Origin of the sequence: Streptomyces sp. SID13666, from assembly GCF_010548325.1 — a bacterium.
Classification (GTDB): Bacteria; Actinomycetota; Actinomycetes; order Streptomycetales; family Streptomycetaceae; genus Actinacidiphila; species Actinacidiphila fildesensis.
Map to the genome: position 1 here is coordinate 97,211 of NZ_JAAGLX010000001.1, position 14,535 is coordinate 111,745.

Genomic DNA, 14,535 nt, shown 5'->3' on the forward strand with positions numbered 1-14,535 from the left:
GCCCTGCACTCAACCCGATTGGTCTGGACCTGTCAAGGTCTGGACCAATAGTGCGCGAGGTCGGAGCGGTTCTCCAACGAGCCGCTGCCGGGGAGTGGTTGGCGGCGGCTGCGGTAGCCTCCTGGGCAGTGACCGCAGAACGATCGACGGGACCGTGACCGGAGCAATGGCGTCAGAAGGCAGTGCGCGGCATCCGGCGGGCCGTACGGCGTTGGTCATCAAGGTTCCGGAGGCGGAACCTCTGGTGGGGGAGTGGCGGCGGCGGTTCGACCCCGCCACGGGGACCGGGGTCCCGGCGCACGTGTCGGTGCTCTACCCGTTCCTGGACCACCCGCGGATCGATGGTTCCGTCGCCGAGGCCCTGGGGGAGTCACTGGGCGCTCACGCCCCGTTCGAGTTGGCCTTCCGTCGCTGCGGACGCTTCCCCGCGATGCTCCATCTCGTCCCCGAGCCGGACGGCCCCCTCCGGGCGCTCACCCGTGGCGTCGTCGACCGCTGGCCGGAGGCGCAACCGTACGGAGGCCGGTACGCCGACGCGGCACCGCATCTGACCGTCGCCTACAGCCCGGATCCGGGCGTGTTCGACACGATCGAGGCCGATCTGACGGCCGGGCTTCCCGTCACGACCCGCGTCACCGCGGTGCAGCTGGTCGTCTGGGACGGCGCCCACTGGCACGACGCGGAGACGTTCCCGCTGCGCGGCTGACCATCCTGACCGGGATCCGGCCGCTGGGCCGAACGGGTCACTCCGTCAGACAGGGGCAGGACGTCACACTCTCCAGATTCACCGGGCAGCCGTTGTCCGGGCCTCTGACGCAGGCGCCCTCTCCGCAGCACGAGCAGTTGCCGCAGGAGGTCGACAGCAGCCGCGGCTGCCGGGACATCTGGGACGGGCCGTTCACATCACGTTGTTCATCCACAGTGGACTGGATACCACCGGTGCCCGCGGTCCGCCCGTCGTCGGCCGCGGAGCGTGCCGGTGCCGAATGGCGGCGGGGGCGTGATCGTGGAGCCGTGGCCGGGGAGGAGACCCAGCGATCGCAGACCGGGCCGCGGTGACGAACCGGCCGGGTCGCGGCCCGCCCGCACGATAGTCACCGGGTCGCGGTCGTCATGCGGCGAGGGCGGGCAGGGTGACGCCGGTGAGGCGTTCGGCTTCCGCCCACAGCCGGGCGTTGGCCGTGGTGTCGAGGGCCCGGCGGGTGGTGCGTGCGGTGGTGGTGGGGCCGACCAGTCCGAATCGTCCGCCCGGTCCGTAGTAGGCGGCGGGAGTGGCGTCGGGGCTGGTGGCGGCGTACAGCAGCGGCTCGGCACCCTGTTCGACGCCCTGCGACGGCAGGATGGCGAGGCTGTTGAGCAGCGAGCGCTTCGGCTTGTCGCGGCCCAGGGTCGCGCCCACCGTCTGGAGGTCGGTGCGCGCGCAGGCCGCCCTGCTCGAACGCAACGTCTCTCCGAAGGTCACCGCGGAGTACAAGCGCATCGCGATCACCAACGTGGGTGAGCTGGCCCGGATGGTGCGGGAGCGGGTGCCCGAGCTCGCAGAGCACGACGCCGTACGGTTCGCCGGTGCCACCGTCATGGTGACCGGCGCGACGTGGACCCACTCGCAGCCGTCAGCCGCGATGCTCGCCGTCTACGAGACCGATCCCGAGCCGGCGGCGATGCGGCTGGACTTCACCGACACCCTCCGCCAACTGCTCGAGGTGCTGCTCACGGGCCTGCTCGCCCGAGCGTCCGGCTGAGCCGGGGCGGTCGGGCCGATGCGGCCGATCCGGGGCTTCACGCGGGGCAGCCGGCGTCGGCGATGACGAAGTAGCCGGTCGGGGCCTCCTGGAGGGTGTGGGTGGTGAAGACGTTGTCCAGGCCCATGTTCTGGCCGGAGCCGTTGGCATAGGCGTAGCCACCGCTCTGGTGGGCGCGCCCGGCCGCGACCTGGTGGTAGTTGTCGGTGGTGAAGCACCGGGGCGCGGCCCCGGTGGTCGTCGCCGTGACCGTCGCCGAGGCGGCACCGGCGGCGCCCGCGGAGTCGACCGCGGTGACCGTGTAGCCGTAGGCGGTGCCGGCGGCCAGCCCGGTGTCGGTGTACGACGCCGATGCGGTGGATCCCACGACGGCACCGTTGCGCCGGACGGTGTACGAGGCCGCGCCGTCGACCGCGTTCCAGGCCAGTGACGCGGAGGTGCCGGTGGACCCGGTGACCCGGACACCGGTGGGAGCGGGCAGGGAGCCGGGACCGCCGGGGGAGCTGTCCAGGCCCCAGAACGTGGCCGTGTAGTAGCTGGAGCAGACGATGTCGAGGAAGTAGGCGCCGGCGGTACCGCACTGATCGGTGCCGGATCCCGGTTGCACGGCGAGACCGTGGCCCATGCCGGAGATCGAGTACAGCGCCACGGCGGCTTTGCCCGCGCTGTCGTTGTAGGTGCTCAGCGTGGTGCCGCCGGGCAGGTTCCGGGTGCTGGACGCGGTCTGGCCGATGCTCCAGACGTCGGTCCACTGGTCACGCAGCTCGGTGGCGTTCACCGGTCGGACGGTGGTGTCGGACGTGCCCTGCCAGATCGCGACGCGCGGCCACGGTCCGGTGTACCCGGGGAAGGAGCCGCGGACCTTGTCGCCCCACTGGGCGGGCGTGAGGTTCTGGGCGGCGTTCTGGCAGGAGGAAGCCGCGGCCTGGGTGGTGGCGCACTGGGCGGGCAGCCCGGAGTCGACGGAGCCGCCCGCGAACATCTCGGGGTAGTCGGCGAGCAGATCGGCCGCCATGCCGGCGCCCGCGGACAGACCGGTGACGAAGACCCGGTGGCTGTCGGAACCGAGCTGCGCCGCGGCGTGGTTCACCATCTGGAGCACCGAGGCGGCCTCACCGCGCCCGCGGGTGTCCTTCGTCGCGTCGAACCAACTGAAGCACGACAGGATGTTGTTGGCCGTGCCGGTCTGCGGGTAGACCACGGCGAAGCCCCACAGGTCGGCGTACTTCTGCCAGCCCGAGTGCGTGTGGTAGTCGCTCGCGGTCTGCGTACAGCCGTGGAGGGCGACGACCAGCGGGGCGCCGGCGGGCAGGTTCGCCGGCGTGTACTGGTACATCGTCAGATCGCCGGGATTGGAGCCGAAGCCGGTGACCTGCTGATACGTGCCGGCCGCCGCGGCAGCCGGCACGCTCGTCAGTCCTGCGGTGAGAAGCCCGAGAACGACGATCAGGGTGAGGCGTCGGAAGATGCCGCGCAGGCGGGGTGCGGTCATGACGAACCTGCCAGTTCCACGAGGTGTCGGGCCACCGTCCGGGCGCCTTCGTCCCCGATGAGGATGGTGTAGTGGTTGGTGCCCGCCAGCTTCAGCGGGGTGACGTTCGGGTGGTCCAGGCCGGCCGCGGCCAGCCGCTCCTCGTCGTACAGCCCCTGCGGCTCGTCCATCAGACCGCGTTCGGCCCACAACAGCCGGGCCTGGCCGGGCAGCTGGTGAACGGCGGCCAGGACGTCCTCGGAGAACAGGTCGACACCGTCGGTGCGGACCGCCTCGATCCGGCAGGAGGACCGCAGTTCCGGCTCCTGCCCCACCAGATCGCGCTGGACGTAGGCGTCCACCCAGGGCTCCCAGGACGCGCCGAACGCCGGATGCGCCTGCCAGAACGACCGGTAGGTGTCGCGGTCCGGGAAGGTCATCGACAGACGGCTCATGGCCGGTCCGATGACCGCCGTGATCAGCTCGTCGGGTGCCAGTTCCAGCGGTGCCGGAAAGCCCACCGCACCGTCCACCAGCAGCAGGGAGGGGAACCGGTCCGGGTGGCGTACCGCGGCCACGGCCGCGACGAAGGCGCCCATGGAGTGTCCGGCCAGCACCACGCGGGGCGCACCGACCGCCGCCATCAGGGCTGCCGCGTCATCGGCGTGGCGGGCGATCCCGTACGGTCCCGGCAGCGCGGCACTGCCCGCCCGCCCGCGCAGATCGGGGGCGAGCAGGGTGACGCGGCCCGCCAGATGATGGGCGACGCGCGCCCAGGACAGGGCGTTGCCGGTGATCCCGTGCAGCGCCATCACCACCGGCGCCTCGGGCACGGCGGCCGGCCAGCGCAGTACGGCGAGTTCCCCTCCTTCCACGGCGACGGTGAACTCCTCGAACGTTTCCGCCTCGACGGCGGGGGTGGGATTCTGCGTCATGACGCGGGGATCTCTTTCCGTTCGGCGGGCTCGGCTTCTGTCATGGTGCGCCCGGTGGCTCGTGAGGACCAGGTGACGCGGACCCGTTCCGGTAGCCGCACCACACCGCCGGGCAGCAGGTACACGACCGCGACGAAGACGGTGCCGAGCAGGAACAGCGGCTGGGAGAGCGGGACCCGCAGCACCGCGGGGAGGCCGGCCACCGCGCCGGATCCGGCCAGGTCGCCGAGGCGGTGGTCGGCCCAGGTGTAGAGGACCCCGCCGACGAGCGGTCCCCAGCGCGATCCGGAGCCGCCCAGCACCACCATCACCAGGAGCGACAACGTGAAGTTCGACGTGGTCGTCTGCGGGGTGGCACCGCCGGTGAGCAGCAGATAGACGATGCCGCCGAGCGCCGCCAGGGCGCCGGACAGGGTGAACGCCACGAGCTTGAAGCCGTAGGGCCGCAGCCCGAGCACCTCCACCCGGCGCTCGTTCTCCTTGATGCCCTCCCAGACCCGGCCGGTGGGCGAACGCACCGCGCAGTGGACGGCGGCGAGCGTGACGACCAGGTAGGCCAGCGCGATCCAGTACAGATTGACGGTGTGTTCGATGCCCACCAGGGAGGCGGGCAGCCGGTCCGCAGGGACGGCCCGCCCCTCCTCCCCGCCGGTCAGGCCGCCCGGGTCGCGTGCGACGAGGATCGACCCGGCCTGGGCGAACGCCAGCGTCACCATGGAGAAGCCGATGCCGCTCACCCGCAGCCCGACCGCTCCCAGCAGCGCGGCCAGCGCCGTGCCGAAGAGCAGCGCCAGGAGCGCCGAGGTGACGAACGGCAGCCCGGCCTCCAGCATGATCGTGTTGGTGGCGTAACCGCCTGCGGCGAAGTACAGGGCATGGCCGAAGGAGAGCAGTCCCGTACGGCCCAGCAGCAGGTCGTATCCGGTGGCCAGGCCCCCGAAGGCCAGGCACAGGGCGAGCAGTTGGAGACTGCCGGGGCTGCCGATCGGACCGTCCAGCAACCCCGGCAGGGGCAGTGCGCTGTACGGTGCGGCGAGCAGCGCGAGCAACAGGCCGGCCGGCCACCAGCGGATGAGGTGCCGGCGGCGTCGGCCATGGCCGGCAGCGGTGCCGGGGTGCTCGCGAACGGGGTCCTTCGGCTGGGTCGTGGTGGTCACGCGAGTCTCCCGGTGAGGCCGCGCGGCCGGACGAGGAGCAGCGCGGCGAGCAGCACGACGACGGCGAGGTCGCCGAGTCCCGCGGTGGTGTAGTAGTTGGCGAACTGCTGGACGAGGCCGACGGCGACGGAGGCCAGCGCGGCGCCGGTGATCGAGCCCATGCCGCCCATCACGACCACGACGAAGGCGAAGATGAGCAGCGAGGTGCCCTGGCCGGGGTCGACGGAACCGAAGTAGAGACCGCCGAGGGCGCCCGCCAGCGCGGCCGCGGCTCCACCGATGGCGAAGACCAGCGTGAACGCTCTGCGGACGTCGATGCCCAGTGCGGTGACCATGGCCCGGTCCTCCACTCCCGCGCGGACGACCAGACCATGCCGGGTGCCGCCGAGGAAGAGCTTCAGGGCGGCGAGCACGACCACGGCGGCGCCCGTCAGGACCAGGCGGTTGACGGGGATCTGGGCGCCCAGCAGTCCGAAGGTGCCCGACAGCGCCCGCGGTCCGGGGAAGGGGCGGGCGTCGGCTCCCCAGATCGCGGAGAGCAGCGCCGGAACCGCGAGTCCGACGCCGACGGTCGCGAGGACCTGTTCACGGGGACGCGCGTACAGCGGCCGGATCAGGGCCAGTTCGAGGAGCACGGCTGCCAGGGCCCCCGCAGCGGTCCCGAAGGCGACGGCCAGGACGAACCCGAATCCGCCGGACCCGGCTGCCGGAAGATGACCGGACGCGGCCCACCAGGTGCCGTAGGCGCCGATCGACAGCAGCGCGCCGTGGGCGAAGTTCAGGACGTCCATCAGACCGAAGATGAGGGACAGCCCCGACGCGACGAGGAAGTACAGCGCCCCCAGCCCGAGTCCGGTGAGTGCGAGCAGCACGACGGTGGACATCAGACGCCGCCCTCCTCGGTGCGCACGGCCCCGGCCGGTGCCGCGCCGTGCCGTCCGACGCCCAGGAGACGGCGCATGGCGTCGGCGTCGGCCAGCAGTTGGGCGGCGGGGCCGCGGTACGACGTGCGGCCGTCCGCCAGTACGACGCAGTGCTCGGCGAGCCGGCGCACCATGGCGAGGTTCTGCTCCACGAGCAGGACGGGTACGGCCTGCGCCGCGCGCTCCAGCACCTGGGCCACCTCGGTGACGACCTTGGGCGCGAGGCCCTTGGTCGGCTCGTCGGCGATGATCAGCCGGTTCCCGTTGAGCAGGGTGCGTCCGATCGCGACCATCTGCTGCTGTCCGCCGGAGAGGGTGCCGGCCGGCTGCCGGGCACGCTGCCTCAGTTCCGGGAAGAGCTCGTGCACCAGGCCGTAGGCTGGTTCGCCGGCGCCGCGCCGCTCGGCGAGCCGCAGGTTCTCCGCGACGGTGAGACCGGCGAACACCCCGCGGTCCTCGGGTGCGTAGCCGATGCCGCGGCGGACCAGCGTGTGGGTGGCCAGCCGGATCGTCTGTTCGCCGTCGAGCAGGACGCTGCCGGTGCGCGGGACGAGTCCGAGGATGCCGCGCACCGTGGTGGTCTTGCCCGCGCCGTTGCGGCCCAGCAGGGCGGTCACCCCGGCGGCGGCGACATCGAGGTCGACGCCGTGCAGGATGTGCCTGCCGCCGATGACGACCCGCAGCTCACGCACCGTCAGCAAAGGGGTCTCGGACTCGTTCACAGCGCCTCCCCGAGGTAGGCCTGCTGCACGGTGGCGTCGGCCATCACCGCTTGCGGGGTGTCCAGCGCCAGGAGGGTGCCGTGGTGCAGCACCGCGAGCCGGTCGGCCAGGCCCAGCAGCACCTCCATATGGTGTTCGACCATGAGGACGGTGCGCCCCTCGTCACGGTGCAGGGAACGGATCAGGTCGGTCAGCGCCGGTACCTCCTCGGCGCTGACCCCGGCCATCGGCTCGTCCAGGAGCATCAGCCGCGGTTCCCCGACCAGCAGCACCGCCAGCTCGAGTTGGCGTTTCCCGCCGTGCGACAGGCTCGCCGCCGGTGACTCGGCGCGCTCCGCCAGACCGGTGCGCTCCAGCACCTCGTCGACCTGCCGCCCGTAGCGCGCCGCGCGCTGCCAGATCCGGTACGAGCCTCCGGTGGCCGCCTGCGCCGCCAGCCGTATGTGGTCGGCCACCGTCATCGCGGGCCACAGGCTGGAGGTCTGGAAGGTACGGCCGAGCCCGCGCCGGGCCCTCGCCGGCACGGACTCGGCGGTGATGTCGGCACCGTCGAGCTCGATGGTGCCCTCGGTGGCCGGGACGAGACCGCTGATGAGGTTGAACAGCGAGGTTTTGCCGGCCCCGTTGGGGCCTATGAAGGCGAGGAACTCGCCCTCGCGCACGTCGAAGGAGACGTCCTGGACGATGGTGGCGCCGCCCACGGTCCAGCCGACGTCCTGGAGCCGGAGCACCGGAGCGGGGAGTGTGCCGTGCCCCGCGTCGGCGCCCAGTGGTGCGGGGATCGTGGAGTGCACTGGGATCAGCCCGCCATCGGCTTGGCCGGGGGCGTGACCGCCGCCATCGGCAGGGTCGTGAGCAGGCGCGGCCTGGCGGCCGCGGTCGGCCCCGTCAGCTGCGCGGTGAACATCGGCTGCAGCAGCGCGTGGTCCTGGGCGCGGATCCGCTCGCTGCCCTTGGGCCCGTTGAACGTCCAGTCCTCCAGCGCCTTCGCCATCGCGGCGGTGTCGGTGGCGCTGCCGGCCTCGATGGCGTGCGCGATCATCTGGGCCGCCGTGAAGCCGTCGGGACTGAACAGGTCGGGCGTTCCGCCCGCCTTGGTGATGCCGTCGAGCATCGCGGTCTCCACCGGGTTGGCGGCCGCGCCGGGGAAGTAGTGGGCCAGGAACGACACTTTGCCACCGGCGGGACCGAACACCGGGTACGAGGCGGTGCCGGCCAGCCCGGTCACCACCTTCGCGGTGTCCAGAACTCCCTGCTGGTTCAGCGCCGTCCACAGCGCCGGGGCGGAGGCACCGGCCCACGCCACGAAGACGAGATCCGGCTTGCCGGCCTTCACCTGCTGGGCGAACGGCGTGAGGTCACCCGCGCCGGGCGGCGCGAGCACGGAGCCGACACGGGCACCGCCCGCACCCAACACGGCTTTCACGGCCGCCACGTTGGCCTGACCGAACGCGGAGTTCTGCGCCAGCACCGTCACCTTCTTGCCCTGGGAGTCCCCGAGCAGCGAGCCGGCGGTGAGGATGTCCTGGTAGGACTGGCGCCCCGAGCGGAAGGTGTACTTGTTGATCCCGGTCACCGCGTCGGTGGCCGCGGGACCGCTGATGAACAGAACGTGGTTCTGCGCCGCCAGCGGCGCCATCTGCAGGGCCACTCCCGAGTCCGTCGTCCCCGCCAGGATCCTGACGCCCTTGCCGAGCAGGCTCTTGGCCTCGGCGACGGCCTTGGCCGGATCGCCCGCGTCGTCCTGCTCGGTGACCTCGACGGAGTGGCCGCCGACCTTGCCGGTGCCGTGCGTGGCATAGGCGAGGCCCGCGGTGAAGCCCTCCCGGTACTGCTTCCCGTAGGCCGCGAGCGGCCCGCTGCGGGAGTAGACGAGTCCTACCTTGACGGCGGCGGAATCCGCGCCGTCCGCGGCCGGACCGCCGGCCGTTCCCGCGGCACTGCACCCGGCCAGCACCGCGCCGACGGCCAACAGGGACAGCCCGCGGAGGAATCTGCTGCTCGTGGTGCGCGATGTACGCAAACGCATGGTGACCGGCTCCCGCAGAGGTGATGGGTTGCGCAAACCGTAGGAGCGCCGCGCCGCACCGGACATGTGGAGGAGCCACCCTCCCGCCGTGCCGGGAATGGGGGAGAGAAACATGGCGTGTCGACGACCGTCCTGGTGATCAGCATGTCGACACCGTGGCGCCGGGGCGGATCGAGCACCGATTCGCAGGACGTGACGCCGCCGACGCGGGTCGTATCGTACGGGTGGTGCCGCGCGTCGTTCCGGGCGCGTCGGGGAATGATTCCCCTAGCATGAACACCAGTTGAAAGACCGATCCCGCTCTCCCTTCCGTCCTGTTCCGTCGCCGTACGAATCAACCGGGGCCGGACGACGGCCTCCGTTTTCGAGTTTCGAGTTTCGATTTCGATAGGAGGGACACCGTGAACCAGCGCGGATCGGTGCTCCTGGAATGGCTCACCAACAAGCTCGGGCCCAAGCATTCCGTTCCCGCTCCCGGCGGACCGCCGCCGATGGAGGGGAACACCCGCTCCACGGAGGGGAACCTCCGGTTCACGGCCGACTTCTCCTCGCAGGAGCAGTGGGTCGCCGGGCATTCGTGGGCGTATCCGGACGGCGGGCCGGTGAATCCGGGAGACGACAAGCTCGATCACCTCGTGCCCGATGCCGACTACTGCCGCAGCGGATCGTTCCGGGCGACCCGCCGTCCCGACGGCAACTGGAACACGGGCCTGCTGACCACCGAAGGCAGTGCGGAGGAATTCACCCTCCGTACCGGCGACATTCTGGAGACCCGGGTCAGGCTGCCCGAGGCGATCGGGGCCTGGCCGGCGATCTGGACGTGGCGGGACGGTGGAAACGAGATCGACGTATTCGAATACCACCCCGACAATCCGGATCTGCTGGAATTGTCGAACCATGTCAGGGGCGCCCACAGCTCCTACACCGACGCGTCGATCCATCCCGGTGCCTGGGTCGATCTGAAGGTCGAGTTCCGTGCGAGATCCGTCGTCTGGTGGGTCAACGGAACGCGGGTCTTCGCCGACGGGAAGGGCGTGGGCCGCAACTGGCATGCCTACCTGATCGTGAACCTCTCGGTCTGCGGCGGCCGCTACCACCCGGCGCCGGAGGCGGACGTGACGGCCATGTCCTACGAGGTCGACTACCTCCGCGTCCATACGTCCGCGCGCGCCTGAGCGACCTGGGGATTTCGACGGAGATGGAAAGGATTGCCCGGGCCGTATTCAGGCGACCTGGACCTTCGACGGCAAGACCTGGGACCGCTGCCTGCACTACAACCCCGGTCGGGGTGAGTACGCGATCCGCGGATTCGCCCCAGGAGTCACCATCACGAGTCTCGTACGGGGCGGTGAATGCTGATGCGACCGGACCAGCCTGACGCCGGTTGATCCGGCCCTCCACCTGCCGGCCCCCGAAAACACTTTGCCGGGCGGTCGGCGGGTAGGGGAGGCTTCCGGTCATGTCCGACAACGATCCGAGCACGTCACAAGGGGTGGCCGGCCTGTTCTCCCACGGGAGACTGGTAGCGATCCCGCGCAAGACCGCCCGCCGCGAGCAACTGCTCGTCCATCTCACGGAAACCCTGTTCGAGCGGGACCGGGAGTACACCGAGCGAGAGGTCAACGAGGCACTGCACACGGTGCACGAAGACAGCTCGGCGCTGCGGCGCTATCTGGTGGAGGGCGGCCTGCTGGCCCGGACCAGGGACGGCGCGAGCTACCGACGGGTCCACTGACCGGGGCCGGTGCACGCCTGGCTGCGAGTGCGTGCGGCTGGAGCACGCGTACGGCGATGCTGTGTCGCTCGACGTCTACTGGCTGGAGGCCGGGACAGTGAACGCCCGCGCCACCGGATTCCCGGTGACACGGGCGAGACCACTGGGTTCAGGACCGACGGAAGCCGGTGCTGTCAGGCGCGTTCTGCTGTGAGGGCTTCCATTTCGCGGTCGACGGCGAGCTGGTGCTCCTCGGCGTCCTCCCTGGCCTTCTTGGGGCTCCATCGTCCGGACATCACGAAGATGAACGGAAGGAAGAGCACCTGGCCGCCGACGCACACCCACCACCAGGTGCGCCACTGGCCGGGGCCGTCCTTGGCGGCCTTCTGGACCTTGGGGCCGTACTCCTGCAGCAACTGCAGCTGGGGTTGCGCCTTCTGGACCACCGCGAGGTCGGCGGGTCCGACCTCCTTCACCGCGCGTGCCGTGAGGTCCGGCGGGATGGCGGTCGGCGGGAACTTACCGAGTTCGGCGAACAGCTCCTGGTGCGCGCCGACCACGGCGCGGGCCGGGCCCGCCTGGACCTGGGCCGCCTGTACTTCGGCACCGTGGTCGACCAGCGGGGTGACGGCCGTGACGAGGACCGGGATGAAGGCGGCGGAGACCGCGACGACGGCCCGGATGATCCAGCCCCAGATGGCCAGGCCGGTGGCCGTGGCGGCCGGGTTGTGCCTCTCCACCGTCTCGGTGAAGCTCGCCATCCACGGTGCGTAGGCGAACCCGGCGAAGGCGCCGATGCCGATGAACAGCCAGGCGAACGTGTAGTAGTCGGTGCCCGGATGCGTGGCACGCATCGCGAACGCGGCGGTGACCACGATCGAGCCCAGCGCCCCGACGACCATGAACGGCTTGCGGACCCGGAGCCGGTCCGACAGCAGGCCGGCCACCACCAGGGCGACGGCGTTCGCGGCCCAGTACCAGTTGGCCACCGCGTTGGCGCGCTGCTCGGTGTAGCCGAAGACGGTCGCGAAGAAGACGACGAAGTTCCCGACCGCGGCGAAGTACAGCAGCAGGTAGACGCTGATGGCGAACGCCGAGCCGACGACGTCCAGCCGGAGCATCTGGCGCCAGTGCCCCTGCTGGACGGCCTGCGGGTCCATGCCCTTGGCGCGGGCCTCGACCAGGGCGCGGTCGCGCAGGCTGACCATGATCTGGTCGCGGAGCGCGGGCGAGAGCTCGCGCAGTGCGAACAGCGCGATGACGAAGACGACGAGTCCGGAGGCGCCGGAGTACCGCAGTTCGTCCTGCCAGCTGGCTGTGTCCAGGGTGTGACTGGTGACCGTGGTGACGACGAGGCTGCCGATCACCGGGCCCATCGTCCAGTACCCCATGGCGGTGGCCCGCCCGAGCTGCGGGGAGAAGTCCCGGATGAGCGCGGGGGTGGCGACCAGGACGACACCCTCGATGAAGCTCACACAGGTGAAGAGCACCAGGTACATGCCCTTGGAGGAGGCGTTGGGCAGCCCGAACAGGACGAGCAGCGCGGCGATCAGCAGCCCGTAGACGACCATGTTGGCCCGCCCCCAGCGGTCCGCGAGGCCGGCGGCCAGTGATGCGAAGGCTCCCACCGCGTTGCCGACGACCGAGACCCAGATGAAGTAGCTGTAGGTCATGTGGAAGTGCGCGATGATCGAAGTAGCGACCGCGTACTGGATGTACAGCATGTAGTACAGGACGACGGTGGTCACGACGACGATCGCCAGGTACCCCATACGGCGGCCGGTGGCGGGATAGTGCGCGAGGTCGCGGTGCCACAGGCGGGCGGCGAGGCCGGGCCGGAGTCTGGCGGACGGTTCGGGGACGGCGTTGGCGTCGTCGTGCAACGACGGGGGCGTGGCCATGCGGCTCCTCCTGGATACGGATGTGCCGAGCGGAGCGCCTTCGGAGGGCGTGGCCAGAGGGTAGTACCGACCAGTCGGTACGGCCTAGATGTGTGCACGAAGGATTCGAACCCGTTCGACACGGCGCGACGGTCTCGTCGAGCGCCGGGTCCGGCCGGTGCGGAGTTCAGCTCTCCGGACTGCCGACCCGGCCCCTGAGGAACGGGGCCAGGGAGTCCTGGAGTCGCTGGTCATGGGCCGCCGGTATATCGGCCGCCGGGGGGTCGGCCGCCAGGTCGTCGGCAGCCGGGTCGTTTGTCAGAACTGCCAGAGCACGCCGTGGTTGGCGATCGTCATGACCAGCAGGATGCCGAGGTCGGCGACGCCGAGGGCCAGGCCGAGCAGGGCGCGGCCGCGGCGCTGGGTGCCCTTGGCGAGTGCGGTGCAGGCCAGCGCGATGGCGCAGGGGCCGAGTACGAGGTTGAGGACGAGCAGGCCGGGCAGGCCGAGCAGGAACGAGGCGACGGCCATGCCGTCGGCGTCCTTGCGCTCCCGGGTCGAGTGCGTGGCGGGCGAGGCGAGCTGGGTGTTGATGGCGTTCATGGTGTTTCCCCCTTGCTGGTTGATGTGGAACCGGGTGGTTCTGCTGGTCAGCGATGGTTCCGGACGCGGGCGATGCCCTCGCGGACGCCGAAGGCCAGCAGCCAGGCGACGATCAGGGCCGACGCGATGGTGAAGACCGAGAGCGAGGTGTGGGCGGCGGCGCCCATCAGGATGCCCATGGCCATGAGGAGTACGACGAGGCTCATCTGCGGTCCCTCCTTGGGGAGTTGGGAAATTCGGGTAACAACTGTTCACTGAGTGAGAGTCTACCCTGGCAAATTTCGGAGAACAGATGTTTACTGAATGACATGAGTCACACCCTCGGCGTCCGACAGGCCCGTAAGCAGCAGACCCGGCAGGCCCTTCTCGATGCCGCGCTGGGCCTGCTGGAGCACCAGAATCTGAGCAGTCTCGGGCTGCGCGAGGTCACCCGGGCAGTGGGCGTCTCGCCCACCGCGTTCTACCGGCACTTCCAGGACCTGTCGGATCTCGGGGTCGCCCTGGTCGAGGAGTCGCTCGGCAGCCTGCATTCGGCGATCCAGGCGGCGATGGCCGAGCAGCGGGATCCGGACCGGCTGATCGACCGCACGGTGGAGATCATCGCCGGCCATGTCCTCGACCACCGGCCGCACATCCGCTTCATCGCCCGTGAGCGGCACGGCGGCGTCCGTCCGGTGCGCGAGGCGATCGCCACCCAGCTGACGCACTTCGCCGACGAGGTGGCCGCCGGCCTCGCCCTTCAGCCCGTCTCCGACGGCTGGACGGACGATGACGTGCGGATGCTCGCGGAGCTCTATGTGGACCACATGGTGACGACCGCGTCCCAGTTCCTGGAGGCGACGCCGGAGGACGAGGAGCGCATCACCTCCACCGCACGCCGCCAGCTGCGGGTCATCAGTCTCGGCCGGCGGCACTGGCTCGACTCCTGAGACGGTCCGCAACCTGGTGTTCTTCGTGAGGAATACCTATATTTGGTGTATAAAGCCCAGCGCCTGCCCCCATGGCTTTCGGCTCCAGTGCCCACAGGCCAGCGGTAAGGCGGCCCGGGCGGACTGGAGGTTTGTCATGCGTAAGGTCGCCGACTGCCGGGACATGCCCAGCGAATCCGGTTGCACGCTGACCATCGCCGGCGAGGAGGAAGAGGTCGTACGTGCGGCGTCCGAGCACGCCGCGTCGGTCCACGGACACGCGGACACCCCGGAGCTGCGCGAGATGGTCCGCGGAAGCCTGAAGGACGAAGCCCCGCAACACGTCTGAACGCGCGGACCCGTTTGAACGCGTGGACCCGCCCGAAGCCGTGGCCCCGTCCGAAACCGGGGCCGAGGTCCCGCACCACCAGCACTGCCGGACTCCGCCGCA

General features: G+C 70.7%; 17 protein-coding genes. 6 read left to right on the forward strand and 11 right to left on the reverse strand.

What is annotated here, in order from left to right; all coding sequences use genetic code 11:
* Positions 1–166 precede the first annotated feature (166 nt).
* Positions 167–706, forward strand: coding sequence for a 2'-5' RNA ligase family protein (locus tag G3I60_RS00450; protein WP_164292685.1), 540 nt, complete (start codon positions 167–169; stop codon positions 704–706).
* 405 nt (positions 707–1,111) lie between these two features.
* Here the strand turns inward: G3I60_RS00450 and G3I60_RS00455 are convergent, their stop codons facing one another.
* Positions 1,112–1,399, reverse strand: coding sequence for a hypothetical protein (locus tag G3I60_RS00455; protein WP_239069440.1), 288 nt, complete (start codon positions 1,397–1,399; stop codon positions 1,112–1,114).
* Positions 1,400–1,412: 13 nt separating this feature from the next.
* On the opposite strand from G3I60_RS00455, the gene G3I60_RS00460 reads away from it, so the two are divergent.
* Entirely contained in the window at positions 1,413–1,742 is a 330-nt protein-coding gene (locus G3I60_RS00460; RefSeq protein WP_343240791.1) for a hypothetical protein, read from the forward strand.
* A 37-nt stretch (positions 1,743–1,779) separates the two neighbouring features.
* On the opposite strand, the gene G3I60_RS00465 is transcribed toward G3I60_RS00460, so the two are convergent.
* From G3I60_RS00465 to G3I60_RS00495, 7 genes are read right to left on the reverse strand one after another with little or no spacing between them, the layout of a single operon-like run.
* Positions 1,780–3,234, reverse strand: coding sequence for a PHB depolymerase family esterase (locus tag G3I60_RS00465; RefSeq protein ID WP_164292683.1), 1,455 nt, complete (start codon positions 3,232–3,234; stop codon positions 1,780–1,782).
* On the reverse strand, positions 3,231–4,148 hold the full coding sequence (locus G3I60_RS00470) for an alpha/beta fold hydrolase (protein WP_164292682.1): 918 nt from the start codon (positions 4,146–4,148) through the stop codon (positions 3,231–3,233). The genes G3I60_RS00465 and G3I60_RS00470 overlap by 4 nt, the downstream gene beginning before the upstream one ends.
* Entirely contained in the window at positions 4,145–5,305 is a 1,161-nt protein-coding gene (locus G3I60_RS00475) for a branched-chain amino acid ABC transporter permease (RefSeq protein ID WP_164292681.1), read from the reverse strand. Before G3I60_RS00475 ends, G3I60_RS00470 begins: the two co-directional genes overlap by 4 nt.
* Positions 5,302–6,189, reverse strand: a complete 888-nt coding sequence (locus tag G3I60_RS00480) for a branched-chain amino acid ABC transporter permease (RefSeq protein ID WP_164292680.1) — start codon at positions 6,187–6,189, stop codon at positions 5,302–5,304. The genes G3I60_RS00475 and G3I60_RS00480 overlap by 4 nt, the downstream gene beginning before the upstream one ends.
* Positions 6,189–6,950, reverse strand: a complete 762-nt coding sequence (locus tag G3I60_RS00485; RefSeq protein ID WP_164292679.1) for an ATP-binding cassette domain-containing protein — start codon at positions 6,948–6,950, stop codon at positions 6,189–6,191. The genes G3I60_RS00480 and G3I60_RS00485 overlap by 1 nt, the downstream gene beginning before the upstream one ends.
* Positions 6,947–7,744 carry an ABC transporter ATP-binding protein gene (locus tag G3I60_RS00490; protein WP_343240790.1) on the reverse strand — a complete coding sequence of 266 codons (798 nt, stop codon included), beginning with the start codon at positions 7,742–7,744 and terminating at the stop codon, positions 6,947–6,949. The genes G3I60_RS00485 and G3I60_RS00490 overlap by 4 nt, the downstream gene beginning before the upstream one ends.
* A gap of 5 nt (positions 7,745–7,749) precedes the next feature.
* Positions 7,750–8,979: a substrate-binding domain-containing protein gene (locus tag G3I60_RS00495; protein ID WP_164292678.1), complete on the reverse strand. Its 1,230-nt coding sequence runs from the start codon at positions 8,977–8,979 to the stop codon at positions 7,750–7,752.
* A 491-nt stretch (positions 8,980–9,470) separates the two neighbouring features.
* Here G3I60_RS00495 and G3I60_RS00500 point away from each other — a divergent pair, with 491 nt between their 5' ends.
* A complete protein-coding gene (locus tag G3I60_RS00500) occupies positions 9,471–10,154 on the forward strand; it encodes a family 16 glycosylhydrolase (protein WP_164292896.1) in 684 nt (227 codons plus the stop codon).
* Between the two features lie 284 nt (positions 10,155–10,438).
* Complete coding sequence (locus tag G3I60_RS00505) at positions 10,439–10,714, forward strand: DUF2087 domain-containing protein (RefSeq protein WP_138351401.1); 276 nt, start codon at positions 10,439–10,441, stop codon at positions 10,712–10,714.
* Between the two features lie 173 nt (positions 10,715–10,887).
* Here G3I60_RS00505 and G3I60_RS00510 read toward each other — a convergent pair whose 3' ends face one another.
* The 3 genes from G3I60_RS00510 to G3I60_RS44415 all read right to left on the reverse strand — a co-directional run bounded on the left by G3I60_RS00510 (position 10,888) and on the right by G3I60_RS44415 (position 13,382).
* Positions 10,888–12,594, reverse strand: a complete 1,707-nt coding sequence (locus G3I60_RS00510) for an MFS transporter (protein ID WP_164292677.1) — start codon at positions 12,592–12,594, stop codon at positions 10,888–10,890.
* A 297-nt stretch (positions 12,595–12,891) separates the two neighbouring features.
* Complete coding sequence (locus tag G3I60_RS00515; protein WP_138351403.1) at positions 12,892–13,176, reverse strand: DUF4190 domain-containing protein; 285 nt, start codon at positions 13,174–13,176, stop codon at positions 12,892–12,894.
* A 47-nt stretch (positions 13,177–13,223) separates the two neighbouring features.
* Positions 13,224–13,382 carry a hypothetical protein gene (locus tag G3I60_RS44415; RefSeq protein ID WP_187144730.1) on the reverse strand — a complete coding sequence of 53 codons (159 nt, stop codon included), beginning with the start codon at positions 13,380–13,382 and terminating at the stop codon, positions 13,224–13,226.
* A gap of 102 nt (positions 13,383–13,484) precedes the next feature.
* Here G3I60_RS44415 and G3I60_RS00520 point away from each other — a divergent pair, with 102 nt between their 5' ends.
* Together G3I60_RS00520 and G3I60_RS00525 are read left to right on the forward strand one after the other, a co-directional pair.
* On the forward strand, positions 13,485–14,105 hold the full coding sequence (locus G3I60_RS00520; RefSeq protein ID WP_138351404.1) for a TetR family transcriptional regulator: 621 nt from the start codon (positions 13,485–13,487) through the stop codon (positions 14,103–14,105).
* Positions 14,106–14,241: 136 nt separating this feature from the next.
* Complete coding sequence (locus tag G3I60_RS00525) at positions 14,242–14,433, forward strand: DUF1059 domain-containing protein (protein WP_138351405.1); 192 nt, start codon at positions 14,242–14,244, stop codon at positions 14,431–14,433.
* The last annotated feature ends 102 nt before the right edge of the window (positions 14,434–14,535 follow it).